The sequence below is a fragment of the Solwaraspora sp. WMMA2101 genome, assembly GCF_049179175.1.
Classification (GTDB): Bacteria; Actinomycetota; Actinomycetes; order Mycobacteriales; family Micromonosporaceae; genus Micromonospora_E.
In genome coordinates, this window is the sequence record NZ_JBMHMA010000006.1 from 1688001 (window position 1) to 1710829 (window position 22829).

At 73.3% G+C, this 22829-nt stretch carries 19 protein-coding genes and 1 tRNA gene; 8 read left to right on the forward strand and 12 right to left on the reverse strand.

Going from position 1 to position 22829, the window contains the following annotated elements:
- The first annotated feature begins 8 nt into the window (after positions 1-8).
- Positions 9-82, forward strand: a tRNA-Leu gene (locus ACN28F_RS08320).
- A gap of 45 nt (positions 83-127) precedes the next feature.
- Positions 128-706 (forward strand): GNAT family N-acetyltransferase, encoded by a 579-nt coding sequence (locus ACN28F_RS08325; RefSeq protein WP_289207465.1) that lies wholly within the window; start codon positions 128-130, stop codon positions 704-706.
- Between the two features lie 26 nt (positions 707-732).
- Here ACN28F_RS08325 and ACN28F_RS08330 read toward each other — a convergent pair whose 3' ends face one another.
- Together ACN28F_RS08330 and ACN28F_RS08335 are read right to left on the reverse strand one after the other, a co-directional pair.
- Positions 733-1770 (reverse strand): expansin EXLX1 family cellulose-binding protein, encoded by a 1038-nt coding sequence (locus tag ACN28F_RS08330; RefSeq protein WP_421357390.1) that lies wholly within the window; start codon positions 1768-1770, stop codon positions 733-735.
- Between the two features lie 54 nt (positions 1771-1824).
- Positions 1825-2700 carry an MOSC domain-containing protein gene (locus tag ACN28F_RS08335; RefSeq protein WP_289207467.1) on the reverse strand — a complete coding sequence of 292 codons (876 nt, stop codon included), beginning with the start codon at positions 2698-2700 and terminating at the stop codon, positions 1825-1827.
- A 58-nt stretch (positions 2701-2758) separates the two neighbouring features.
- Between ACN28F_RS08335 and ACN28F_RS08340 the strand changes: the two genes are divergently transcribed.
- From ACN28F_RS08340 to hutH, 6 genes are read left to right on the forward strand one after another with little or no spacing between them, the layout of a single operon-like run.
- Positions 2759-3688 (forward strand): MurR/RpiR family transcriptional regulator, encoded by a 930-nt coding sequence (locus tag ACN28F_RS08340; RefSeq protein WP_289207468.1) that lies wholly within the window; start codon positions 2759-2761, stop codon positions 3686-3688.
- Between the two features lie 22 nt (positions 3689-3710).
- Positions 3711-5423 (forward strand): urocanate hydratase, encoded by a 1713-nt coding sequence (locus ACN28F_RS08345; RefSeq protein WP_289207469.1) that lies wholly within the window; start codon positions 3711-3713, stop codon positions 5421-5423.
- Positions 5420-6673 (forward strand): allantoate amidohydrolase, encoded by a 1254-nt coding sequence (locus ACN28F_RS08350; protein ID WP_289207470.1) that lies wholly within the window; start codon positions 5420-5422, stop codon positions 6671-6673. Before ACN28F_RS08345 ends, ACN28F_RS08350 begins: the two co-directional genes overlap by 4 nt.
- Positions 6674-6704: 31 nt before the next feature.
- Positions 6705-8027: a formimidoylglutamate deiminase gene (locus ACN28F_RS08355; protein WP_289207471.1), complete on the forward strand. Its 1323-nt coding sequence runs from the start codon at positions 6705-6707 to the stop codon at positions 8025-8027.
- Positions 8028-8052: 25 nt separating this feature from the next.
- The gene (hutI, locus tag ACN28F_RS08360; RefSeq protein WP_289207472.1) at positions 8053-9240 is read left to right on the forward strand and encodes an imidazolonepropionase; all 1188 of its coding nucleotides are present in this window, start codon (positions 8053-8055) and stop codon (positions 9238-9240) included.
- A complete protein-coding gene (gene hutH / locus ACN28F_RS08365; RefSeq protein WP_421357391.1) occupies positions 9228-10769 on the forward strand; it encodes a histidine ammonia-lyase in 1542 nt (513 codons plus the stop codon). The genes hutI and hutH overlap by 13 nt, the downstream gene beginning before the upstream one ends.
- Before the next feature lie 140 nt (positions 10770-10909).
- Here the strand turns inward: hutH and ACN28F_RS08370 are convergent, their stop codons facing one another.
- The 10 genes from ACN28F_RS08370 to ACN28F_RS08415 all read right to left on the reverse strand — a co-directional run bounded on the left by ACN28F_RS08370 (position 10910) and on the right by ACN28F_RS08415 (position 22826).
- The gene (locus ACN28F_RS08370) at positions 10910-11878 is read right to left on the reverse strand and encodes a glycosyltransferase family 2 protein (protein ID WP_289207474.1); all 969 of its coding nucleotides are present in this window, start codon (positions 11876-11878) and stop codon (positions 10910-10912) included.
- Positions 11875-12468 (reverse strand): glycosyltransferase, encoded by a 594-nt coding sequence (locus ACN28F_RS08375; protein ID WP_421357392.1) that lies wholly within the window; start codon positions 12466-12468, stop codon positions 11875-11877. The genes ACN28F_RS08370 and ACN28F_RS08375 overlap by 4 nt, the downstream gene beginning before the upstream one ends.
- Positions 12469-12573: 105 nt before the next feature.
- Positions 12574-13044, reverse strand: a complete 471-nt coding sequence (locus ACN28F_RS08380; RefSeq protein WP_289207475.1) for a UDP-N-acetylglucosamine--LPS N-acetylglucosamine transferase — start codon at positions 13042-13044, stop codon at positions 12574-12576.
- Positions 13045-13421: 377 nt separating this feature from the next.
- Positions 13422-14783: a hypothetical protein gene (locus ACN28F_RS08385; protein ID WP_421357393.1), complete on the reverse strand. Its 1362-nt coding sequence runs from the start codon at positions 14781-14783 to the stop codon at positions 13422-13424.
- Positions 14780-15682 carry a sulfotransferase domain-containing protein gene (locus ACN28F_RS08390; RefSeq protein ID WP_421357394.1) on the reverse strand — a complete coding sequence of 301 codons (903 nt, stop codon included), beginning with the start codon at positions 15680-15682 and terminating at the stop codon, positions 14780-14782. Before ACN28F_RS08390 ends, ACN28F_RS08385 begins: the two co-directional genes overlap by 4 nt.
- Positions 15683-15689: 7 nt before the next feature.
- Positions 15690-17228: a lipopolysaccharide biosynthesis protein gene (locus tag ACN28F_RS08395; RefSeq protein WP_421357395.1), complete on the reverse strand. Its 1539-nt coding sequence runs from the start codon at positions 17226-17228 to the stop codon at positions 15690-15692.
- Positions 17225-18532 carry an O-antigen ligase domain-containing protein gene (locus ACN28F_RS08400; protein WP_421357396.1) on the reverse strand — a complete coding sequence of 436 codons (1308 nt, stop codon included), beginning with the start codon at positions 18530-18532 and terminating at the stop codon, positions 17225-17227. Before ACN28F_RS08400 ends, ACN28F_RS08395 begins: the two co-directional genes overlap by 4 nt.
- On the reverse strand, positions 18525-20306 hold the full coding sequence (locus ACN28F_RS08405; protein ID WP_289207479.1) for a lipopolysaccharide biosynthesis protein: 1782 nt from the start codon (positions 20304-20306) through the stop codon (positions 18525-18527). The genes ACN28F_RS08400 and ACN28F_RS08405 overlap by 8 nt, the downstream gene beginning before the upstream one ends.
- The gene (locus tag ACN28F_RS08410; protein WP_289207480.1) at positions 20299-20844 is read right to left on the reverse strand and encodes an acyltransferase; all 546 of its coding nucleotides are present in this window, start codon (positions 20842-20844) and stop codon (positions 20299-20301) included. Before ACN28F_RS08410 ends, ACN28F_RS08405 begins: the two co-directional genes overlap by 8 nt.
- Positions 20845-20951: 107 nt before the next feature.
- Positions 20952-22826 carry a hypothetical protein gene (locus tag ACN28F_RS08415; protein ID WP_421361315.1) on the reverse strand — a complete coding sequence of 625 codons (1875 nt, stop codon included), beginning with the start codon at positions 22824-22826 and terminating at the stop codon, positions 20952-20954.
- Between the last annotated feature and the right edge of the window lie 3 nt (positions 22827-22829).

Consider the following 22829-nt stretch of genomic DNA (forward strand, 5'->3'; position numbering starts at 1 on the left):
AGGCGTTTGGGGCCGTAGTCCAATTGGCAGAGACACACGGTTTAGGTCCGTGACGGTGCGGGTTCGAGTCCCGCCGGCCCTACTCAGGAACGTGTCACCCAGGCCCGTACGGAGTCAGCAAATCGCAATGAGTTGCCCACCGTCCGTACAGCTGGGTTTCATCCTCGATCCGCCACTCGACGACGACCTGCGTGAGCGGATCATCGCGGTCTGGGTGGCGGCCACCAACGCCGGTGGGGCGGTCGGGTTCGTCGCCCCGGTGACCGCCGTGCAGGTCCGCCCGACCGCCGAGGCCGCGTTCGCCGGGGTGGCCGCCGGCATCGACCGGCTGCTCATCGGCGTCGACGCTGACGGGCTGGCCGCGTTCGTCTTCGTCACCAGCAACCGGTTCGGTCTGAAGGAGCACTGGCGCGTGCTCAAGCGGGTGGTCGTGGCACCGGACCGGCAGGGTCGTGGCTACGGGCTGGCCCTGATGGCCGAGGCGGAGCGGGTCGGCCGCGCGCTCGGCCTGGCGGCGCTGCAGGTCACCGTTCGCGACGGGCACGGGCTGTCCGCGTTCTACCAGCGGTGCGGCTACCGCGAGGTGGGCCGGCTGCCGGGGGCGCTGCGGGTGGCCGACGGCGACGACCGCGACGAGATCATCATGTGGCGGGACCTGACCGGGCCGGTGCCCGAGCGCCGCGACGTCGGACCGGCATCCGACTGACCGGGCCGGTGCCCGGCCCGCACCGGTCAGCCGCAGGCTGCTGACGGTGGGTCGGCCAGTGCGGCGACCGGCTCCACCGACGGGGTGGTCGCCGCGCCGAGCCCTGCTGTACCGGCGGCTGGCGTCGCACCCGGCGTGGCCGACCCGGTGGGCGTGGCACCGGGCGTCGGCGCTTCGGTGGGTGCCGTGGTCCGCGCCGCCGTCGACCGCTCACCGGAGTCGCCGCCTGACGATGACGTACCGGTCCGTGCAGGCGAGTCGGCACCGCCGGAGTCGCCGGCCGAGCCCGACCCGGAGCCGCTGCCGTACAGCCGTACGCCGGTCGTCTGGGTCTGCTCCGGGGCGAGCTTGACGCCGGAGACGCTGGCCTGGTTGCCGTACACGTCGGTGATCCGCAGCGTGTACGGGCCGGGGCCGAGCCCGCTGTCGGCGAGCCAGTAGTTGTAGTCGTGCCGGACCAGTTTGCGGTAGCCGGAGCCGACCTTCGCCTCGACCGCCGCCAACGGGTTGCCGAGGTTGGTGACCCGTACGGCGAACCACCATTGTGAGGAGCCTTCCTTGACCCGCAACGCCAGTGGCCCGGTCGGCGGGTCGACCACCGCCCGGTAGGTGACGGCGACGATGCCCTGCACCGGGTCGGCGATGCGGGCGAACGCCTCCCGGGACAGGTCGATGTGGCCGGTGGCGCATTCCGGGCACTGGTCCATGACGACGACCCGGACGCTGCCCCGTGGGCCGGTGACGTCGAGGTGTCCGCCGCAGGCGGCGGCGTCGGCGTACTCGCTCGGGCCGAGCGCGACGTACATCCGGTCGGCCGGGGCGCTGTCGAACGAGCAGTTGCCGCCCTGGCCCTGCGAGTCGTAGAAGGTCGCCTTGCCCTGGTAGGTGTTGCCGCCGGCCGGCGGTGCGGCGCAGGCCGGGCTGGCGCCGACCTGGGCGGCGAGCAGCAGGCCGAGCAGGGCGGTGCCGGTGGCGACGCCGCCGCCGGCGAGCCAGCGGCTCCGGGCGGTCCACCTGGACCAGGTGGTCCTGCGGGCATGGGAACCACGGCCGTCGTCGGTCACATCCGGTGATGCTGCCCTACTGCGACGTACCGGGGCAACGGTCCTAAGTGAGACCTAAGAGTCCGGGCCGGTCGCGCTGCTCACCGGGTCGGCGGGACCGGCCACCGGGTCGCCGACAGCGATCCGGCCGGTACCGTCCGGGATCAGGTTCATCCCGAACAGGACACCTTTCGGGCCGCGCCGGTGCTGGCCGAGGATCCGCAGCGGCTGCGGGCCCCGTTCGCCGGTGTCCTGGTCGGTGGTGGTGACGACGCACCGCGCGCAGGTCTTGGCCACCCGGAAGGTGACCGCACCGATCCGGATCCGCTGCCCCAGCCAGCCGTCCTCGGCCCAGGCCGGCGCTCCGGTGAGGACCACGTTGGGGCGGAACCGGTGCATCGGCAGGGGTGCCGCAGGGTCACCGGACCCGACGAGCCAGTCGTTCACCGCGTCGAGTGAGGCGGTGCTGGTCAGCAGCACCGGGTACCCGTCGGCGAAGCTGACCGTGTCGCCGGGTCGGCTGAAGTCGGGGTCGACCGCCCGTACCGTCGGGTCGGCGAGCCAGACCAGCCGGGCCGGGCGCTCGAGCAGGTCGCTGAGCCAGTCGTGCGCGGTGGGTGCGGCGAGCCGGGCCGGCACCGCGACCTTGGACCGGAAGACCCGGACCGGCACCGGTTCGCCGTCGACCGGCGCGGGCACGTCGAGCGTGGGCCGGCCGGCGCCGCGCAGGGTGAGGCCGACAGCGCTGGCCAGGTCGGAACCGTCGGCGGCGGGTCCGGGGTGGACGGTGACCAGGGCGGGGACCTCCCGCTGGGTGAGTCCGACGCCGTCGGGGTCGACGATCATCCAGCGTCGGTCGCCGGCCAGGCCCCAGGGTTCGACGCGGGCGGCGTCGTGGTCGAGGCGGCGACAACCCTTCACCGGGTACGTGTGCAGTGCAGCGACCCGCATGCCGGTAACGATAGCGGCCGCGTTGCCGACTGAATGATTTTATGCATACAGTACGCCCGTGAATAACAGCGACGTCGCGGCGGCCGGCTCGGCCGAACGGGTGCTCGACCTGTTCACCGGCGTCCGTCTCACCCCCACCCAACGACGGATCGCACACAGCCTGGTGCAGCACGCCGGATCCGCCGCGTTCCTGTCCGCCGCCGAGGTCGCCGAACTGGCCCGGGTCAGCCAACCGTCGGTCACCCGGTTCGCCATGGCGCTCGGCTACGACGGCTACCCGGCGCTGCGACGCCGGTTGCGTGAGTTCGCCACCGGCACCAGCGCCACCGGCTCCGACGGCGCCGGTGCCGGTGCCGGGCTGCCGACGCCGCGCGGCGGTGGCCGCCGGGGCACCCGACGGCCCTACGCCGCCGACAACGAGATGCAGCGAGCGGTCCGCGCCGAGGCCGACCACCTGAGTCAGCTGGCCGACCAGCTCGCCGACCGGGACCGGCTCACCGCCGCCGGCACGGTCCTGGCCGACAGCGTCCCGCTGCCCGTGCTGGGGCTGCGGGCCGCCGCCCCACTGGCGCACTACTTCGGCTTCTTCGCCGCCAAGGTCCGCCCCGACGTACGGGTTCTCGACAGCGGCGGCAGCCTACTGCCCGAACGCCTCGAACAGGCCCGGGAGGCCGGCGCCAGCGCGTTGCTGGCGATCGTGCTGCCCCGCTGCCCCCGGGAGGCGGTGGACGCGCTGGTCGAAGCGCGGGCCATCGGCCTGACCATCGTGCTGATCACCGACTCGGCGCTGAGCCCGGCCGCCGAACACGCCGATCTGGTACTGCCCGCCCCGGTCGGCGACCAGCTCGTCTTCGACCTGCACGCCGCGCCGATGGCGTTGGCGATGGTGCTGCTGCAGGCGATCTGCGACGCCGCGCCCGGCGAGGCGCAGCGCCGGCTGGAGCAGTTCGAACGCTCCGCCGCCGCGCGCAACGTCTTCATCGGCTGACCACCCGGAAGGGAACCGCGACATGGCTGAACTGATCCGCGCGGCGCGCGGCACCACCCGTACCGCCAAGGGGTGGCCGCAGGAGGCCGCGCTGCGGATGCTGATGAACAACCTCGACCCGGACGTCGCCGAACGCCCCGACGACCTGGTGGTGTACGGCGGCACCGGCCGGGCGGCCCGGGACTGGCCGTCCTACCACGCCCTGGTCCGCACGTTGACCGAGCTGGCCGACGACGAGACGCTGCTGGTCCAGTCGGGCCGGCCGGTCGGGGTGCTGCGCACCCACGAGTGGGCGCCCCGGGTGCTGCTGGCCAACTCCAACCTGGTCGGTGACTGGGCCACCTGGCCGGAGTTCCGCCGGCTGGAGCAGCTCGGGCTGACCATGTACGGGCAGATGACCGCCGGCTCCTGGATCTACATCGGCACCCAGGGCATCCTGCAGGGCACCTACGAGACGTTCGCGGCGGTCGCCGCGAAACTGGCGGCGGGCGCTGGCGGCGCGCCGACCGACCCGACCGCCCCGCCGCCCTGGATCGACCGGGTCGGTACGGCGTCGCTGGCCGGCACGCTGACCCTGACCGCCGGCTGCGGCGGGATGGGCGGGGCGCAGCCGCTCGCCGTCACCATGAACGGCGGGGTGTGCCTGATCGTCGACGTCGACCCGCAGCGGCTCGCCCGTCGGGTCGCCACCCGCTACCTGGACACCGTCGCCGGTTCGCTGGACGAGGCGGTCGCCCTGGCCCGGGCGGCCCGCCGGGACCGGCGGGCGCTGTCGGTCGGCGTGGTCGGCAACGCGGCGACGGTCTTCCCGCAGCTGCTCGCCGCCGGCGTCGAGATCGACATCGTCACCGACCAGACCAGCGCCCACGACCCGCTCAGCTACCTGCCGGAAGGTGCCGAGCTGGCCGACGCGGCCGGTTACGCCCGCCGGGCACCGCAGGAGTACACCGAACGGGCCCGGGAGTCGATGGCCCGGCACGTGGCGGCGATGGTCGGCTTCGCCGACGCCGGTGCGGAGGTCTTCGACTACGGCAACTCGATCCGCGACGAGGCCCGCCTCGGCGGCTTCGACCGGGCGTTCGACTTCCCCGGTTTCGTCCCGGCGTACATCCGGCCGTTGTTCTGCGCCGGCAAGGGGCCGTTCCGGTGGGCTGCGCTGTCCGGTGACCCGGCGGACATCGCCGCCACCGACCGGGCGATCCTCGACCTGTTCGGCGACAACGAGGCGCTGGCCCGCTGGATCCGGCTGGCCGGTGAGCGGGTGGCGTTCCAGGGGCTGCCGGCCCGGATCTGCTGGCTCGGGTACGGCGAACGGGAACTCGCCGGGGTGCGGTTCAACGAGATGGTCGCCCGCGGTGATCTGGCCGCCCCGGTGGTGATCGGCCGGGACCATCTGGACTGCGGGTCGGTGGCGTCGCCGTACCGGGAGACCGAGGCGATGGCCGACGGCTCGGACGCGATCGCCGACTGGCCGCTGCTCAACGCCCTGGTCAACACGGCCAGCGGCGCGTCCTGGGTGAGCATCCACCACGGCGGCGGGGTCGGCATCGGCCGGTCGCTGCACGCCGGTCAGGTCTGCGTCGCCGACGGGTCGACGCTGGCCGGGCAGAAGATCGAACGGGTGCTGCGCAACGACCCGGCGACCGGGGTGCTGCGCCACGTCGACGCCGGCTACCAGTTGGCCGGCGACGTCGCCACCGCGCACGACCTGCCGGTGCCGATGAGGCAGCGATGAGCGCCGACGGCGATCCGCTGGTCGCACGGTTCCGGGCGATGTGGGCGGAGCTGGCCGGCATCGGCCGTGATCCGGCCACCGGCGGCTACCTGCGGTACGCGTGGTCACCGGCCGAGCTGGCCTGCCGGGAGTGGTTCGTCGCCGAGGCGACCGGTCGGGGGCTGGTGGTGCAGGCCGACGGCAACGGCAACCTGTGGGCCGACTGGGTGCCGCCGGGGGTCGACCCGGCCGCCCCGGCGGTCGTCACCGGCAGCCACTTCGACTCGGTGCCGTACGGCGGCGGCTACGACGGCCCGCTCGGCATCGTGTCGGCGCTGCTCGCCGTCGACGTCCTGCGGGAGCAGGGGGTCGTGCCGGCCCGGCCGGTCACCGTCGCCGCGTTCGTCGAGGAGGAGGGGGCCCGGTTCGGCCTGGCCTGCCTCGGGTCGCGGCTGCTGACCGGCGCGGTACCACCGGATCGGGCGCTGGCCCTGGCCGACGCGGCCGGGGTGACGCTGGCCGAGGCGATGCGGGCGGCCGGTGCCGACCCGGCGGCGGTCGGGCCGGATCCGACGCGGCTGGCCCGCATCGGGGTCTTCGTCGAGTTGCACGTCGAGCAGGGTCGGGCGCTGGTGGACCTCGGTGTCCCGGTCGGGGTGGCGAGCATGATCTGGCCGCACGGGCGGTGGCGGCTGGAGTTCACCGGTGCCGGCGACCACGCCGGCACCACCCGGATGGTCGACCGCCGGGATCCGATGCTGACCTGCGCGCACACGGTGCTCGCCGCCGACGCGCAGGCCCGGCGGCGCGGCGGGCACGCCACCATCGGCCGGGTCGAGGTCCGGCCGAACGCCACCAACGCGGTCCCGGCCCAGGTGCACGCCTGGTTGGACGCGCGGGCCGCCGACCCGGCGACCCTGGCCGAGCTGGTCGAGGCGATCACCGCCGACGCGGCGACGCGGGCCGCGGCGGACGGCACGACGGTCACCGTGACGGCCGAGTCGGACAGTCCACTGGTGGCGTTCGACCCGGCGTTGGCCGAGCGGGCGCGTACGGCGGTCGGGTCGGGGCTGCGCGTCGACGCGCCGGTGCTGCCGACCGCCGCCGGGCACGACGCCGGTGTTCTCGCCGGGCACGTACCGACCGCGATGATCTTCGTACGGAATCCGACCGGGGTGTCGCACGCCCCCGGCGAGTACGCCACCGACGACGACTGTGCCGCCGGGGTCCGGGCCCTGGCGGCCGCGCTCGCCGAACTGGCCGCCGGATGAGCGGGCCACACCGGGTGCACGGGGGCGCGGCATGAGGTGGTACGCCGAGTACGCGTGGCTGGGCGGGCCGGGCCCGGCCGCCGGGGTGCTGATCGAGGCCGAGGGGGGCCGGTTCACTGCGGTCACCGCCGACGTCACGCCGCCGCCGGGCGTGCCGAGGCTGGCCGGGGTGACCCTGCCCGGCCTGGCCAACGCCCACTCGCACGCCTTCCACCGGGCGCTGCGCGGGCGGACCCACGACGACCGGGGCAGTTTCTGGACCTGGCGGGACCGGATGTACGCGGTCGCCGGCCGGCTCGACCCGGACAGCTACCTGGCGCTGGCCCGCGCGGTCTACGCCGAGCTGGCGCTCGCCGGGGTGACCTGCGTCGGCGAGTTCCACTACCTGCACCACGACCCGCAGGGCCGACGGTACGCCGACCCGAACGTGATGGCGGACGCGCTGGCGCAGGCGGCCGCCGACGCCGGGGTGCGGATCACGCTGTTGGACACCTGCTACCTGACCGCCGGGGTGGACGGCGCCCCGCTGGCCGGGACGCAGCGCCGATTCGGCGACGCCGACGTGGCGGCCTGGGCCGACCGGTCCGGCAGCTGGCGGCCGGCCGGTGCGCACGTCCGAGCGGCGGCGGCGGTCCATTCGGTACGGGCGGTGCCGGCCGCCGAACTGCCGGTCGTCGCGGACTGGGCGGCGCGTCGGCGGACTCCGCTGCACGTACACCTGTCTGAGCAGCCGGCCGAGAACGCGGCCTGTCTGGCCCGGTACGGCCGGACCCCGACGGCGGTGCTGGCCGACGCCGGGGCGCTCGGCCCGGCGACGACGGCGGTGCACGCCACCCACCTGACCGACGCCGACGTGGCGCTGCTCGGCGACGCCGCGACCGGGGTCTGTCTCTGCCCGACGACCGAGCGGGACCTGGCCGACGGGATCGGCCCGGCCGGGCCGCTGTCCGCCGCCGGGGTCACGCTGAGCGTCGGCAGCGACAGCCACGCGGTGATCGACCTGTTCGAGGAGGCGCGGGCGGTGGAGACGCACGAGCGGCTGCGCACCGGCCGGCGCAGGCACTTCTCCCCCGCGCAGCTGCTGGCCATGGCGTCGCAGGCGGGGCACGCCGCGCTGGGCTGGGCCGATGCCGGTCGGATCGCCGTCGGGGCGCGCGCCGACCTGGTCACCGTCCGGTGCAACAGCGTCCGTACCGCCGGGGTCGACCCGGCCGGGCTGGTCTTCGCGGCGACCGCCGCCGACGTCACCGACGTGGTCGTCGACGGCCGGCCGGTGGTCGCCGACGGCCGGCACCTGCACGTCGACGTACCGGCCGAGCTGGCCGCCGCGATCCGGGCGGTGACGGCCGGATGACGGGCGCGATCCGGGCGGTGACCGGGTGACGACGGCGGCAGGCACCCTGCTGGTGACCGGCATCGGCGAGCTGGTCACCAACGATCCGACGCACGACGGCGGCCCGCTGGGGCTGCTGACCGACGCGGCGGTGCTGGTCGACGGCGACCGGATCGCCTGGGTGGGGCACGCGGCGCAGGCCCCGGCCGCCGACCGACGGCTCGACGCCGACGGCCGGGCCGGGCTGCCGGGTTTCGTGGACAGCCACGCGCATCTGGTCTTCGCCGGGGACCGGGCGGGCGAGTTCGCCGCCCGGATGGCCGGAGTCCGCTACGACGGCGGCGGCATCCGGACCACGGTGGCGGCGACCCGCGCCGCCGACGACGCGACGCTGCGCGCCACCGCCGGGCGGCTGCGCCGCGAGGCGCTGCGCCAGGGCAGCACCACGATCGAGATCAAGAGCGGGTACGGGCTCAGCGTCACCGACGAGGCCCGATCGTTGCGGGTGGCGGCCGAGTTCAGCACCGAGACGACGTTCCTCGGCGCCCACGTGGTGCCGGCCGAGTACACCGATCGCCCGGACGACTACGTCGACCTGGTCACCGGGCCGATGCTGGCGGCTGCGGCCCCGTACGCCCGGTGGGTGGACGTGTTCTGCGAGCGTGGCGCGTTCGACGGCGACCAGGCCCGCGCGGTGCTCGCCGCCGGTGCGGCGGCCGGTCTGGGGTTGCGGGTGCACGCCAACCAGCTGGGGCCCGGACCGGGGGTGGCGGTTGCGGTGGAGCTGGGGGCGGCCAGTGCCGACCACTGCACCCACCTGTCCGACGCGGACGTGACGGCGCTGGCCGGGTCGTCGACGGTGGCGACGCTGCTGCCGGGGGCGGAGTTCGCCACGAGGTCGCCGTACCCGGATGCCCGCCGGCTGCTCGACGCCGGGGTGACGGTCGCGTTGGCCAGCGACTGCAACCCGGGGTCGTCGTACACCACGTCGATGCCGTTCTGTGTGGCGCTGGCGGTGCGCGAGATGGGGATGACCCCGGCGGAGGCGGTCTGGGCGGCGACCGCCGGCGGCGCGCGGGCGTTGCGCCGCACCGACGTCGGCGTGCTGCGCCCCGGTGCCCGCGCCGATCTGCTGCTGCTCGACGCGCCCTCCTATCTGCACCTGGCCTACCGGCCGGGCGTGCCACTGATCAGCCAGGTCCTGCACGACGGGGAGCCACAATGTCCACTGTGATCATCGAACCGACCGGGATGACCCCCGAGCAGGTACGGGCGGTGGCCCGCGACGGCGCGCGGGCGCAGCTGCACCCGGCGGCGCTCGCGGCGATGACCCGCAGCCGCGACATCGTGGAGTCGATCGAACGCGACGGCCGACCCGTGTACGGCGTCTCCACCGGGTTCGGCGCCCTGGCCAGCAGTTTCGTCGCGCCGGACCGGCGTTCGGAGCTGCAGCACGCGTTGATCCGCTCGCACGCGGCCGGGATCGGCGACCCGATGCCCGACGAGGTGGTCCGGGCCATGCTGGTGCTGCGGGTCCGGTCGCTGGCGATGGGCCGCTCCGGGGTACGCCCGCTGCTGGCGCAGGCGCTGCTGGACCTGCTCAACCACCAGGTGACGCCGTGGGTGCCCCGGCACGGTTCGCTCGGCGCCTCCGGTGACCTGGCGCCGCTGGCACACTGCGCGATGGTGCTCCTCGGCGAGGGCTGGGTGCGGGATCCCGACACCGGGGAACGGATCGACGGTGGGGCGGCGCTGCGTCGGGCCGGGCTGACCCCGGTCGAGCTGGCCGCCAAGGAGGGGCTGGCGCTGATCAACGGCACCGACGGCATGCTCGGCATGCTGCTGCTGGCCATCGACGACGCCCGGCACCTGTTCACCATGGCGGACGTGACGGCGGCGCTGGCGATCGAGGCGATGCTCGGCTCGGACCGGCCGTTCCAGGCCGAGCTGCACACCATCCGGCCGCATCCCGGTCAGGCGGTGTCGGCCGGCAACATCCACCGGCTGTTGCAAGGCTCGGCGGTGATGGACTCGCACCGCGACGACCTGATGCACGCGGTGCAGGACGCCTACTCGATGCGGTGCGCGCCGCAGGTCGCCGGCGCGGCCCGGGACACGCTGACGTTCGCCGGCACGGTCGCCGGCCGGGAGCTGCGGTCGGTGGTGGACAACCCGGTGGTGCTGCCGGACGGGCGGGTCGAGTCGACCGGCAACTTCCACGGCGCGCCACTCGGCTTCGCCGCCGACTTCCTGGCCATCGCGGCCGCCGAGGTCGGGTCGATCAGCGAACGCCGGGTGGACCGGCTGCTGGACGTCAACCGGTCCCGTGGCCTGCCGGCGTTCCTGTCCCCGGACGCCGGGGTCAACTCCGGGCTGATGATCGCCCAGTACACCGCCGCCGGCATCGTCGCGGAGAACCGCCGGCTGGCCTCGCCGGCCTCGGTGGACTCGGTGCCCACCTCCGGCATGCAGGAGGACCACGTGTCGATGGGCTGGGCGGCCGCCGTCAAGCTGCGTACGGTGCTGGACAACCTGACCAGCCTGCTCGCCGTGGAGCTGCTTTCCGCCGTACGCGGCCTGCAGTTGCGCGCCCCGCTGCGGCCGTCACCGGCCGGGCAGGCGGCGGTCGAGATCGTCGACAAGCTCGCCGGCGAGCCCGGGCCGGACGTCTTCCTGGCCCCGGTGCTGGAAGCCGTCCGGGGGGTGGTGGCCGGCCGGGAACTGCGTGCGGCGATCGAGGCCGAGATCGGCCCGCTGCGCTGACCGAGGTCGATGACCGATTCGTACGCCGAGTACGCAGTCTGCCAATCGCGGACGTTCTGGTCTGCCAATCGCAGGCTGCGTTTCCCCCGCTTTGCTGGAGCGGTGGTTACCTGCTGGCGTACACCTGCCAAGCTGCCTCGTCAGATTCCCCGGCCGCGCCGGTGCAGGCTGCGCAGTACGGTGTCCGGGCGCACGGCCCGGCTGGCGACGGCGAGCGCCAGGTAGGCGCGGGGCTCCTTCGGATTGCGGGCCAGGGTGTGCCGGGCCCAGCGCAGCGCGTCCCGCCGGTGCCCGGCGGCGGCCTGGGCGAAGGCGATCTGCCCGGCCACCCGGGCCTCACCGGCCGGCTGGGTGGCGAACTCGGGGTAGCGCTCCAGCAGCCACTGCAGGGCGGTGGAGATGGTGTCCCAGCGTTGCGCGAAGTAGGAGCGCTTGTGCCAGCGGACCAGCACGTACGGGGTGCGAAGGTTACGCAGCGGGGCGCTGCGGGCGGCCCGCAGCAGGAACTCGTAGTCCTCGGCGTAGCTGCCGGGGATCTCCTCGTCGACCAGACCGAAGCCGTCGACCAGAGCCGACCGGCGGATCAGGAACGTGGACGGGTGCAGCTCGGTCATCCGGTCGCGCAGCAGCGCGTCGAGCGGCACCGTGTCGCGGTCGAGCACCCGGTCGGTGGTGGCACCGTCGTAGCTGACCGTGATGCCACAGCTGACGAACTCGGCCTCCGGATGCCGGCCGAGCTCGGCCACCTGGGCGGTGAGCTTGCCCGGCAGCCAGCGGTCGTCGTCGTCGCAGAAGGCGACCAGCTCGCCGGTGGCGACGAGGATGCCACAGTTGCGGGCACCGGCCAGGCCGGCGGACCGGTCGTTGACGACCACCCGGACCGGCCGACGGGGGTCGTCGTCGGCCAACTGCGGGTCCGGAGTGGACTGGTCGTAGACCACGACGATCTCGATGGTCCCTGGGTAGTCCTGCCCACGGATCGCCTCGACGGTGTCACGCAGCAGTTCCGGACGGTCCCGGGTCGGCACCACCACGCTGACCGTCGGCACCGACCCGGCACCTGCCGGGTCGACGGCGGACCCGGCGGCTACCGGGTCGACGGCGGTCATCGGGCCCGCCGGGCAAGGGTGCGTCGCGGGTGCGCCGACGAGATCAGCCCTTCGATGATCTCGCCGACCCGGGCGACGGCCGCCAGCCGGGCGGTGTCGGAGCCGGGCTCCGCGCCGATGCGGAACCTGGCCGGCTCGCGCAGTCCGGCGTCCAGGGCGGCGGCCAGCTCCGCCGGCGACTCGCAGAGCCGGACCAGCCCGGCGGCGGCCAGCCGTCGGGCGAACAGCATCTGGTGGTCGTCGACGTGCTCGCCCAGCGTGGGATCGCGCGGCACCACGATCGGCAGGTGCCGGTGCCGCCGTGCTTCGAGGATGGTCGCCGGCCCGCCGTGGCAGACCACCAGGCTGGCCCGGGCCATGGCCTGCTGCAGCGCGTCGTGGTCGAGGAAGGCGGTGGCGCCGGCCAGCGCCGGGGTGCGGCTGTGCCCGTACTGCACGATCAGCTCGGCCCGGTCGGCGACCGCCGGGTACCACTCCTCCAGCCAGCCGATCAGCCGGTCGAACCGGTGCCGGTCGGTCCCGACCGCGACCAGGACGGTGCCGGTACGCGGCGCGCTGCGCTGCCGGGGAATCCGGACGGTCGCGTGCACAGATCCGGATCTTGACAGGGCGGATTCCACCACGACCAACTCCCTGAATCAACTGCCACTTGTTTGTTTCGCCAATATGTCATTGGCATGTACGAATACGTTTGTTTACAGCAGGTTACCAACGACGGTGGCCTCCGGGTACTGTCGCCGCTGCTCCTCCCACTGCACGAGCATCGCGGAGAGAAATGGCCGACACAGGCGCGCGGTGAGGGTCGGGGTGTCGATCCGGTCGTACACCTCGATGTAGACCGCCGGCACCCGACGCAGCCAGGCCAGGACCACGAAGGGAACGGCGACACCGGCCCCGGTGGTCACCACCGCCGCGACGCTGCGCCGTCGGAAGATCCGCACCGCCAGCCAGGTGTTGCGCACCAGGTTACGAAGGTTGCGCGTGGTGGGATGGTGTGCCCACAACACATCCTCGCCGCGCAGCAGCGATGTGGCGTCCGGGGTGTCGAAGGTCACCCAGCACCGTCGACGGTCGCCGTACCAGGGTTCGAGCGCGAGCAACTGCGCGAGGTGGCCGCCGCTGGAGCCGACGAGCAGGACAGTGCGCTCCGTGTCGCCGCCGTCCATATTGTTGGCCACATGCGCCCCCAGAGTTCACTAGCCGGCCAACCACTGTTTGGATAGCCAATATATAAGACCTCGCCAGGAAAGAAAATTGGCGACCGTCGCTTACCGCGACCACGGTGGAGCGCCTGACCTGCGACCACCCTCGGGCATCGACCCGTCACTACACCGCCGCACCGCCGCGACTTCGATGATCCAGCGGCACCGATATCACTTTCCGCACACTCCGGACGTGAAACATTTTCTATCGCCCCAGTAGGATTAGTGGGACTCAAGCAACGGTATCGGTCCACGCTGGGCAGGCAGTCTGGTCCGCGACCCTCCGCCGGTCAGCCTTCAGACACACTTCTCCCATTCTGCGGGATGCCTACGCACCTCCGTCAGTCAACGCTGCGTCGCTCGATCTCGTCGAGCAGATGCGGATGCAGGGCGGGGTTCCAGCCGGCCCCGCCCACCGCCAGCCGCCAGGTCCGCAACCACATCTCAATCAGATAACTCTGGACGATCATCCGACGCTGGGTAGGCTCCACAGCCAACTCCGCCGCCACCAGGTCCAACCGATGATCCACTGCGGCCGCCGCAGCGGCCGCTGACGCGCCGCCCAGCACCAACGATCGCTGGAACGCGTCGTGTGCCAGGTCGAAACCGAGCGGTACGTCGGGGCCACTGTGCTCCCAGTCCCAGGCCACCAGCTGTCCGGCGTGCTCACCGAGGTTCCACGGTACCCAGTCGCCGTGCCAGTGCCCGAACTCGACGGACACGTCGCCGAAGCGATCCGCCAGCCGCTGCACCGTTGCCACCGCCCGTCGACCGGCCGGCAGGTCCATCGCCGACGCGGCGAACTCCGGCGGCCCGGCCGTCCCGAGCGGCCCGGCGTCCGCAACGGCCCCCGTCCCGGCGGCAGCAACGACCCCCGTCCCGGCGGCAGCGGCGGCCAGCCGGCGCAGCCGGTCGAGAAACGCCGAACCGGCCAACGGGCGCGCTGCCGTCGGCGGACCACCCCGCCGGGCGATCGCCGACGTCGCCGCCACCCGGGGCGGGTCACCGGTGCCGACGCCACGCACCCGGGCCGGCAACGGCTCGACCACGGTGACCGCCTGCCCGGACCAGTCACCCGCCATCAGCACCCCCGGCACCAACGGGTGGTCGCCCACCGCGCTCGCCGACGCGGCCCGCGCCAACGCCGCCGCCTCGGCCCGGGCCAGATCCCGGGTCGCGCCGTTCCACCCGATCTTGGCGTAGCCACGCGGACGACCCGCGGCGTCGAACAACTGCACCGTCGGCTTGTGGTTCGGATCCGGCGGCCGGACCCCGATCGCCGCATACCAGCGGCCGCCGCCGAGACGCGCCGACACGTGGTCGACAAGCGTCAGATCCTCCTCCGGTACGCCGTCCACCGGCGCCGACACGGTCAGCGTCCCGGGTCGCGTCGCCCCCAACGCCCCCACCCGGGCGGCCAGGCCGAGCAGCGCCCGGGGCAGCCGTACCGGCACCGGACGCAGCGCGTTGTACGCCCAGACCGACGCGGCGGTGACCCGGCGCGGGCCCAGCGGCAACAGAAACCGGGCGGCCGCCGCCGACGGCACCACCGCGTACCGGGCCAGCAGCCGCTCCCCCCGCGCCGGCTCCGTCCGCTGCGGGCCGTCGGTCAGCGTCAACCGCAGCCGTTCGTCCGGAAAGACCGCCCGCGACACCCAGCCGAGTCCGTCGTCACGCCCCCGAGGGTCGAGACCCACGCTCACCGCTGCGACCCGGCCCAGTCCAGCCGCAGCCCCAGCCGCTGCGCGAGCGCCTCGTTGTGCGGCCGGTAGTAGTCGGTCAGCTCGGCCCGCAACTGCTCGTCCATCGGCGCCGACCGGCGGTCGTTGTAGACCTTGAAAGTCGGCAGCTCGTGCTGCGGCAGGCCGAGGAACTCCAGCGTCCGCAGGTAGGCGGCGCGGGTGTCGCCGTAGAACTCCTCGCTGGTCAGGAAGAGGAACTGGGACCGGTCGAACCGCTCCAGCCAGGGGTCGAGATGCTCCAGGTAGCGGCCCCGCGCCCGGTAGGTGTACCAGTCGTACGGCTCGGAGAAGTAGTTCGGGTCGGCGATCAGCCGCTCCCGCTCCCCCGCCGTGCGCTCCGCCTCACTCGCCAGGGCCTGCGCGAAGTCCAACGGCTCCGTACCCTCGGTGCGGCGTTCCTTCCAGTGCGAGTACGCCCGTTCGACCGGATCCCGCAGCAGCACGATCAGCCGTACCTGCGGCAGCAACGCCTGCACCCGGTGCGCCGCAGTCGGGTGGAACATGTACAGCGGCGCCGCCTCGCCGGCCCGTACCGGCCCGCCGTGGCGGGCGGCCAGCGCGTCGCGCTGCCGCTGGGTGGGGAAGTGCGACCGGTACCACGCCTCCCCCCGGGACCAGTGCTCCTCGAAGTAGTGCGTGGCCTTGGTGTTCCAGGCCGGGAAGAGCCGGGGCACCAGCGGATGCTGGATCAGGTAGTTCCACAACGACGTGGTGCCGCCCCGTTTGGTGCCGATGATCAGAAAGTCCGGCAGCGGGCGACGGCCGCTGGTACGCACCCCGTAGTGCACCAGCGACTCGCGTACCCGGTCGGTCACCTGGACCGGCACGGCCTTCTTGATCCGGTCCCTGATGGACGCCATGGTCGACTCACCCACCTCTCTGTCTGACAATTCGCCACAACCGGCGCTGCACCCCGGGCAGCGCCAGCCCCACGAGCACCGCCAGGGCGATCAGCCCCAGCGCGACGCCGAGGCCCGGCACACCCCGGCCGGCGGCCAGCACCCCGACCCCGCTGGCCGCGCCGACCCCGGCCAGCACCGCCCCGGCGGCCAGCAGCACCGACCGGTCCACCAGCGGATGGCCGACCACGACCCGGGCGGCGGTGACCGCGATCAGGTTCTCCACCACGATCCCGGCCGCCCAGGCGACCGCCACCCCGAGCACGCCGTGCCGGGGCGCCAGCCACAACGCCAGCGACACCGTCGTCGTCAGGTTCGCCGACGCGGCCAGCAGGTGCAGTCCGCTGCGGCCGCTCATCAGCAGCAGGGTCTGTACGTTGCCGACCGCGATGTTCACCAGCATCGCCACCGCCAGCACGGTCATCGCGGTGGCGCCAGCGGCGAACTCGGGGCCGAAGATCGCCAGGAAACCCGGCGCGAAGACCGCCAGCAGCAGGTACACCGGCCAGGACAGGGCGATCGCCCAGGTGGTGGTCTGCCGGTGCACCGCCGCCGCCTCCGCCGGACGGTCCTGCCCCAGCAGCCGGGACAGCTGCGGCGCGACCGCCACCCGCAGGCCCTGCAGCGCGAGCTGCCCAGCCAGGATGTACCGGCCCACCGCGCCGAAGATGCCGGCCTCGACCGGCCCGGCCAGCGCCACCGCGAGCAGCACCCCGGTCCACATGCTGCCGGCGTCGATCGCCGCCGACCCGGCCCGGGGCAACGCGAACCGCCAGAAGGAGGTCCAGTCGGCCCGATGCGGCCGCCACCGCGCGCCACGGCCGGCACCGAGCGGCCCGGCGACCAGGACGCCGCAGACCGCCACCGCCACCAGGGCCGGCACCAGCCAACCGGCGAGGCCGAACAGCACCGAGGCACCGACGAACGCAGCCGCGCCGACCAGCGCCGGCCGACCGATCGGCAGCAGGAAGAACTGCACCGCGACGTACGGACCGATCGACCGCACCCCTCGGACGGCGGCCAGCCCCAACCCGGCGGCGACCAGAACGGGCAGCCCGACCGCGCACAGCCGCACCAGCCGTACGCCGTCCATGGTGGTCCCGTCGAACAGCACCTCGGCCAGCCACGGCGCGGCCACCAGCCCGACGGCGGCCAGTCCGAGCGCGCACAGCAGCGGCGGCAGTACCGCCACCGGTAGCACCCGGGCGGCGTCGCCGGCCGGGCCGGTCCGCCGCCGGGGCAGCGACCAGAGCAGGCCCGTCTCGGCGCCCAGGGTGCAGATCGCGGTGACGACGGTCAACAGGCCGACGGCGGCGAAGAACACGCCCGCGCCGGCCGGGCCGTACCCCCGGGTGACGACGACGGCCAGAACGAACCCGAAGAGGCCGCTGACGGCGGCCCCGGCCAGGCCGATGACGCCGCTGCGGGCGCTGCGCCGGGTCTCCGACCGATCAGCCGGGCCGATGCCGGACGGCGGCCGCGCGGTCGCGTCCGTCGGGCCGGTCACCGGACACCGCCGAGCACCGGTCGGGGCGCGGCCGGCACCGGCGGCGCGGTCAGCGCGACGCCCCGCCGTTCCCGCTCCACGGCGACCAGGGCCACCGCCGACACGAAGAAGACCGCGGTCAGATTCTGGTTGACCAGTCCGTAGAAGGGCAGCTGGACCAGCGCGATCAGCGGCACCACCGACAACCACTGCGCCGCCGCCGAGCTCGCCCGCCAGCAGACGGCGGCGACCAGCACGAACCAGCCGACGAAGCAGATCAGCGCCGGGACGCCGTGGCTGAACAGCACCGTCCACACCTGCCCCTGGGTGCCCAGCGGCGCGTCGGCGGAGACGGTGTCCACCTGCACCGGCGTGCCGAATCCCAGCAGCGGGGAGCGCTGCACCCAGCGCAGCACCTCGAGGTAGAGCGACATCCGGTCGACGTTGGTGTTGCTGGAGCTGACCCGCTGGTCGATCAGGTCACCGATGGGGATGAACAGGGTCGCCAGCCCGCCGATCACCAGGACCCCCAGCATCGAGGCCAGCACCCGCAGGTTGCCCCGGATCGCGGCCCGCACCCCGAGAACCGCCAGCCCGACGCCGAGGCTGAGGAACATCCCCCGGTTGAGGGTCAGGAACGCCGGCGGCAACGACATCGGCAGCGCGACCAGCAGTACGGTACGGGCCGGGCCGCGTACGCCGAGCAGCAGGCAGGCCACCACCGCCGGCAGGGTGATCGCGTAGGTGCTGCCGAAGGTGTTGGTGTACGCGAACGGCGCGGACGGTCGATAGATCGGGTTGAGCGACCGGGCGCTGTACTCGGTCGCCTCGGCGTGCACCATGTCCCGGATGAACGGGTTGCCGGCCAGCCCGCCGGGCAGCAGCACCTCGAAGGGTGTGGTCATCGAGAACCGGGGCATCAGCACCCCGAGCCAGCCGAGGACGACCAGCGCGACGAAGAAGGCGCACAGCGGGCCCAGCACCACGGTGAGCGAGGCCCGCTCCCGGGCGACGCTGTACACGTAGCAGCAGACGATCAGCGCGGTGAGGTAGAAGGCCAGCCGCAGGCCGAAGGTCAGCAGGCTGGACGGTCCGGGCAGCTGGGTGGCGCTGGCCACCACCAGGGCGAGGAAGGCCAGCCAGATCCCGCTGCCGGCGGGCAGCGGAATCCGCCCTCTGATCATCATGATCAGCAACAGCAGGGTGCCGAACAGCGGCCAGCCGAAGTAGAACAGTCCACTGATCCACCAGAGCGGAACCAGGCCGAACATCAACCACAGCGGCCAGACCGGCAGCGCCGTGGTGGGCCGGGTGGACTCAGCCACGGCCGCTGCCGAGCAGCACGAAGCCGAGCGGCTCGGCGCCGGAGGCACGCAGCCGGTCGGTCAGTCGACGCAGGTCGGCCAGTCGGGTCCGGTCCCGTTCGACCACGACGATGGCGGTGCCGGCGCGGGCCTCCCGCACGCCGCGTTCGTCGGATTCGGCCGGTGGGGCGTTGAACAGCACGATGCTGCCGTCGCGCGGCGCCTGGGCGTACAGCCCGATCCGGACCATGCCGGCGCCAACGGTCAGCGCGTCGGCCGGCAGCGTCCGTACCGGGATGGTGCCCACGACCGAACCGCCGGCCGCCCGTTCGCCCGCCGGGTGGGCACCGCCGGACCGGTCGCCGTCGGTGTCGGAACGGGCCGGTGGGCCGCTGGTCGGCGAGGGCCGGGGCGACGGTCGACGCGGTGCGGCCGGGCTGTCCGCCGATTCGGTGACCCGGGGCAGGATGACGGTGTGGTCCTGGTCCGCCCGGGGCAGCGAGAAGATCAACGTACTCTCCGGGTCGCCGTCGACGCCCGGGTTCCCGCCGGTGCCGGACGGGTTCGGGGCTCCCGACGGACGGGTGCCGCCCGACGTCGGTGCCGGCGGACCACCGGGTGGCGGGGTCGGGCCGCCGCTGGCCGTCGCGGCCGACTGCTCGGGCACGAACGGACCGGACGGCACCCGCCGCCGGTCGGCGAGCAGCGCCTCGCGCAGCGCCGCGACCCGGTGGCTGTCGTCGCCGACGTAGACGTCCTGGCCGTCGGCGGCGAGCGCCACGGCGAGACTGGCGGTCATCGGGGTGGTGTCCTCCCGGTTCCGGGAGGAGATCACCACCACCGGGGTGCGTACCGCCTGACGCAGTTGCTCCGCGATGGCCATACCGACGTAGCGCACGTCGGCGTCGACGGTCCGGGCGTCGACCCGCAGCCCACGGCGCCGTACGGTGCCGAGCAGCGGCAGCCCGGAGGCGTCGAGCGCGTCCGACTCGCTGCGCACCCGGCGGTCGGCCGACTCCCGCAGATAGGTCAGCAGAATCCCCAGCAGGGCGCCGGCCAGCAGCCCGGCCAGCAGGTAGACCACCCGTGGCTGGCCGGCGGTGGACAACTGCTGCTGGGCGCGCTGGGTGATCCAGCCCGGGGTGACGTCGATCGCCGCGATCTCGGTACGGGCACCGTTGAGCTGGGTGAGCTGATTGCTCAGCGAAGCGAACTCGGCAAGCGCCGCGTCGGCCGCCGGCCCGCTGGTGTCCGAGTCGGCGGCCCGCCGCCCGGCCGCCGCCTGCTGCTCGGCGACCGTGGCGATGCGCTCGTCGTACGAGGCCAGCATGTCGGCGCGCTGCCGCTCGTACATCTCCTGACGCACCTGCAGGTAGGTTGCGGCGGCGAGGTTGACCGACTCGACGGCGGAGTCGATCGAGTCGGCGGAGTAGGTGAACCGCAGAACCTGACCGCCGGTGGGTACCTCGATCTCCAGGGCCCGCCGGATCGCCACCACGTCGACCGCCCGGGACTCGGCGATCCGCGACAGCACGTCGGTGCTGGTGGCGATGCCGCTCTCGACGTTCATGTTGATCGACCGGTCGGCGCCGGCACCGGGGGTGGTGAACGCGTCGGTGACCACCGGCCGGATCGCGACGACCGCGGCCGCGGTGGCGGCGGGCGGGGCCACCACCAGGTAGCCGATCGCGAGCAGGCAACCGGCCACCGCGCCGCCGGCGACCAGTTTCCAGCGCAGCAGCGGGATCCGCAGCAGCTCGGTGAGGGTCACGGTCCGCTGTGGTTGCTCACTCATCGAATCGCTTCACAATCTGTTGCGGGTTGCCGATCACCACGACACCGTCGGGTACGTCGGTGCGGACGATGGTCCCGGCACCGACGACACTGTCGCTGCCGATCCGGACCCCTTTCATCACCAGGACGTGCGCACCGATCCAGACGTTGTCGCCGACGACGATCGGAGCCCTGGTCGCCGGGCTGGCCGGGGCGTGCCGCAGCGCCGGCGCGAGGTTGTGGAAGTCGTTGTCCATCAGCTCACAGTCGGACAGCAGACAGCGGTCGCCGACCTGCACGGTCGTCCAGCAACCGATCCAGGTGGCGTTGAGCAGGCAGTCGGCACCGACCTGAACCTCGCCCGGACCGGCGAACCGGACCAGTTTGTTGAGCCGGGTACGGTCGCCGATCGTCACCCGTACCCCGCGGCGCAGCCGCACCCGGCCGCGGATCTCGACGTCGCGGCCGAGCCGCAGGCCGGGATAGCGCAGCTGGTAGTAGCGGCGCTTGACCGCGAAGACGGTCCGCAGCAGCAAGCCGTGCCGGCGCGTGGTCGACAACCCGCCCGCCTTTCCATCGATTGGCGTTCAACCATACAAAATGGCCGGTGGGCCGGCAGCAGCGCAGCCGGCCCACCGGGGATACCAGGTTGGTGGTTTCCGCTTCGTTACTCGGCTGCGAAGAACATCGAACGGTTGGTCCAGTCGAGTGCCGGATCCGGTTCGGCCAGGACGACCGCGGCTGTCCCGTCCACCGCGAAGTCCGCCGTGGGATCGAACGGAATGCTGCGCAGCCGACCGTCGGTCGAGCCGTAGACGATGTTTCCGCCCACCCAGGCCATGCCCCGTACGCCGGTCCAGGTGACGCCGCTGGTCGGCAGGGCGAACTCGGTGGCACCGAGATAGTTGCCGTCGAGCTCGAAGTACCGGTAGAACAGCTGGTTGCTGCCGGAACCGGTGCGGGTGTAGTAGAGCCGGCCGTCGAGGTAGAACGCCCCGGTCAGCGACAACGCGTTGAACCACTCGTTGTAGCCCGAGCTCTCCCAGGGCGCACCGACCGTGTTGCCGTTGAACAGCGAGATGTCCAGCCGGCTGCCGGTCGTGGTGCCGGTGACCGGTCGGGCCCAGAAGATCCGGTCGTGCACCCGCCAGACGGCGCCGGCGTCGACCAGGTTGGGCTGGTTGGTCACCGCCGCCGCCCCGAGCGTCGACCCGTCGAACGGAATCTTCGTCAGGTCGCCGGTCGCCGACGGCAGGTAGAGGTAGCCGGTGGTGTCCGTCGGCGGGTTGCGCGGGATGATCGTGCGCCCGCCGGCGTGCGGGAACATGCCGAGCCGGCCGTGGTACTCGTTGCCCATGCCGTCGGAGTTGTGCCCGAAGTAGAGCCCGTCGGAGCCGATCCACAGCACCGGCACGGCCGAGCCCCAGCTGAGCGCTCCGGCCGGCAGGGCCGAGCCACCGCTGCGGCGCGGGTTCCAGTTGACCGGCATGCCGGTCGCCACCGAGACCGCGCCGATGCCGAGCCGGTCGATCGCGCCGTTGCCGGCGTTGTCGCTGCGGTTCGGGTTGTTCAGCCAGCGGAAGTGCCCGCCGGTGTAGGCGATGCCGTCGTGGACCACGACCGAGGTGATCGTGTCGTTGCCGGTGAAGTTGAGCCAGGTGCCGTCCAGGTTGGTGCCCCGGCTCGCGGTCTCGTAGCGGACCAGCGCGTCGCAGTACGCCACCGGCCAGCCGGTGCCGCCGTTGGTGCCGACGACGAAGAAGCTGCTGTCCTCGGCGAAGCTGAGGTCCTGCACGTAGTGGGTGAACGATCGGGAGGAGCAGCCCGGCGCGAACCGGTGGTTGCTGTCCCAGTCGACCAGCGTCGGCGTACCGGTCAGGTCGACCATCGCGAGCTGCTCGCGGGGCAGCCCCTCGACCTCCCGGAAGTTGCCACCGAAGACCAGCGTCGTGCCGTCCGGCGAGACGTCCAGGGTCCACACGTACGGGGAGACCTCGTGCCGGCCGACGGCGATGTCGATGTCGAAGGTCGGGTCGATCGCCCCGGTGGCCACGTCGAGCCGGGCAACGCCGGCGTGCGCCGTACCGTTGACCCAGTTGAACGCGCCACCGATGTAGAGCCAGTCGCCGCTGACGTCCATGTCGCGGACCACGCCGCCGTCGGAGCGGCCCTCCCAGCCCGGCACGGTCGCGCCGGTGGCCGGGTCGAGCGCCACCAGGTTGCGGCGGGCCTCGCCGTTGACGTTGCGGAACACGCCGCCGACGATCAGCTCGCCGGCCGGGGTGACCGCGAGCGTGTTCACCGCGCCGTCGAGAACCGGCTGGAAGCCGGCGACCGTGGCCCCGGTGGACCGCTGGTACGCGAACAGGTACGGGCGGGCCTCCCAGGTGGCCGAGCTGACCGGTCGTACCTCGGTGAAGGTGCCACCGACGAAGATGACGCCGCCGATCTCGGCGAAGGCGCGCGCCTCACCGTTGCGGGCATGTGGGGTGTGGTCGGCCGGGTTGGTCGAGACCAGCGTGGCCGTACCGGGTACGGGCATGAC

Excerpts from the sequence above, each read along its gene's own strand:
- ACN28F_RS08415 (WP_421361315.1), bottom strand. The coding sequence starts at position 22,826 with ATGCCCGTACCCGGTACGGCCACGCTGGTCTCGACCAACCCGGCCGAC.
- hutH (WP_421357391.1), top strand. The coding sequence starts at position 9,228 with ATGTCCACTGTGATCATCGAACCGACCGGGATGACCCCCGAGCAGGTA.
- ACN28F_RS08355 (WP_289207471.1), top strand. The coding sequence starts at position 6,705 with ATGAGGTGGTACGCCGAGTACGCGTGGCTGGGCGGGCCGGGCCCGGCC.
- ACN28F_RS08350 (WP_289207470.1), top strand. The coding sequence starts at position 5,420 with ATGAGCGCCGACGGCGATCCGCTGGTCGCACGGTTCCGGGCGATGTGG.
- ACN28F_RS08335 (WP_289207467.1), bottom strand. The coding sequence starts at position 2,700 with ATGCGGGTCGCTGCACTGCACACGTACCCGGTGAAGGGTTGTCGCCGC.
- ACN28F_RS08370 (WP_289207474.1), bottom strand. The coding sequence starts at position 11,878 with ATGACCGCCGTCGACCCGGTAGCCGCCGGGTCCGCCGTCGACCCGGCA.
- ACN28F_RS08390 (WP_421357394.1), bottom strand. The coding sequence starts at position 15,682 with ATGGCGTCCATCAGGGACCGGATCAAGAAGGCCGTGCCGGTCCAGGTG.
- ACN28F_RS08380 (WP_289207475.1), bottom strand. The coding sequence starts at position 13,044 with ATGGACGGCGGCGACACGGAGCGCACTGTCCTGCTCGTCGGCTCCAGC.
- ACN28F_RS08325 (WP_289207465.1), top strand. The coding sequence starts at position 128 with ATGAGTTGCCCACCGTCCGTACAGCTGGGTTTCATCCTCGATCCGCCA.
- ACN28F_RS08345 (WP_289207469.1), top strand. The coding sequence starts at position 3,711 with ATGGCTGAACTGATCCGCGCGGCGCGCGGCACCACCCGTACCGCCAAG.
- ACN28F_RS08405 (WP_289207479.1), bottom strand. The coding sequence starts at position 20,306 with ATGAGTGAGCAACCACAGCGGACCGTGACCCTCACCGAGCTGCTGCGG.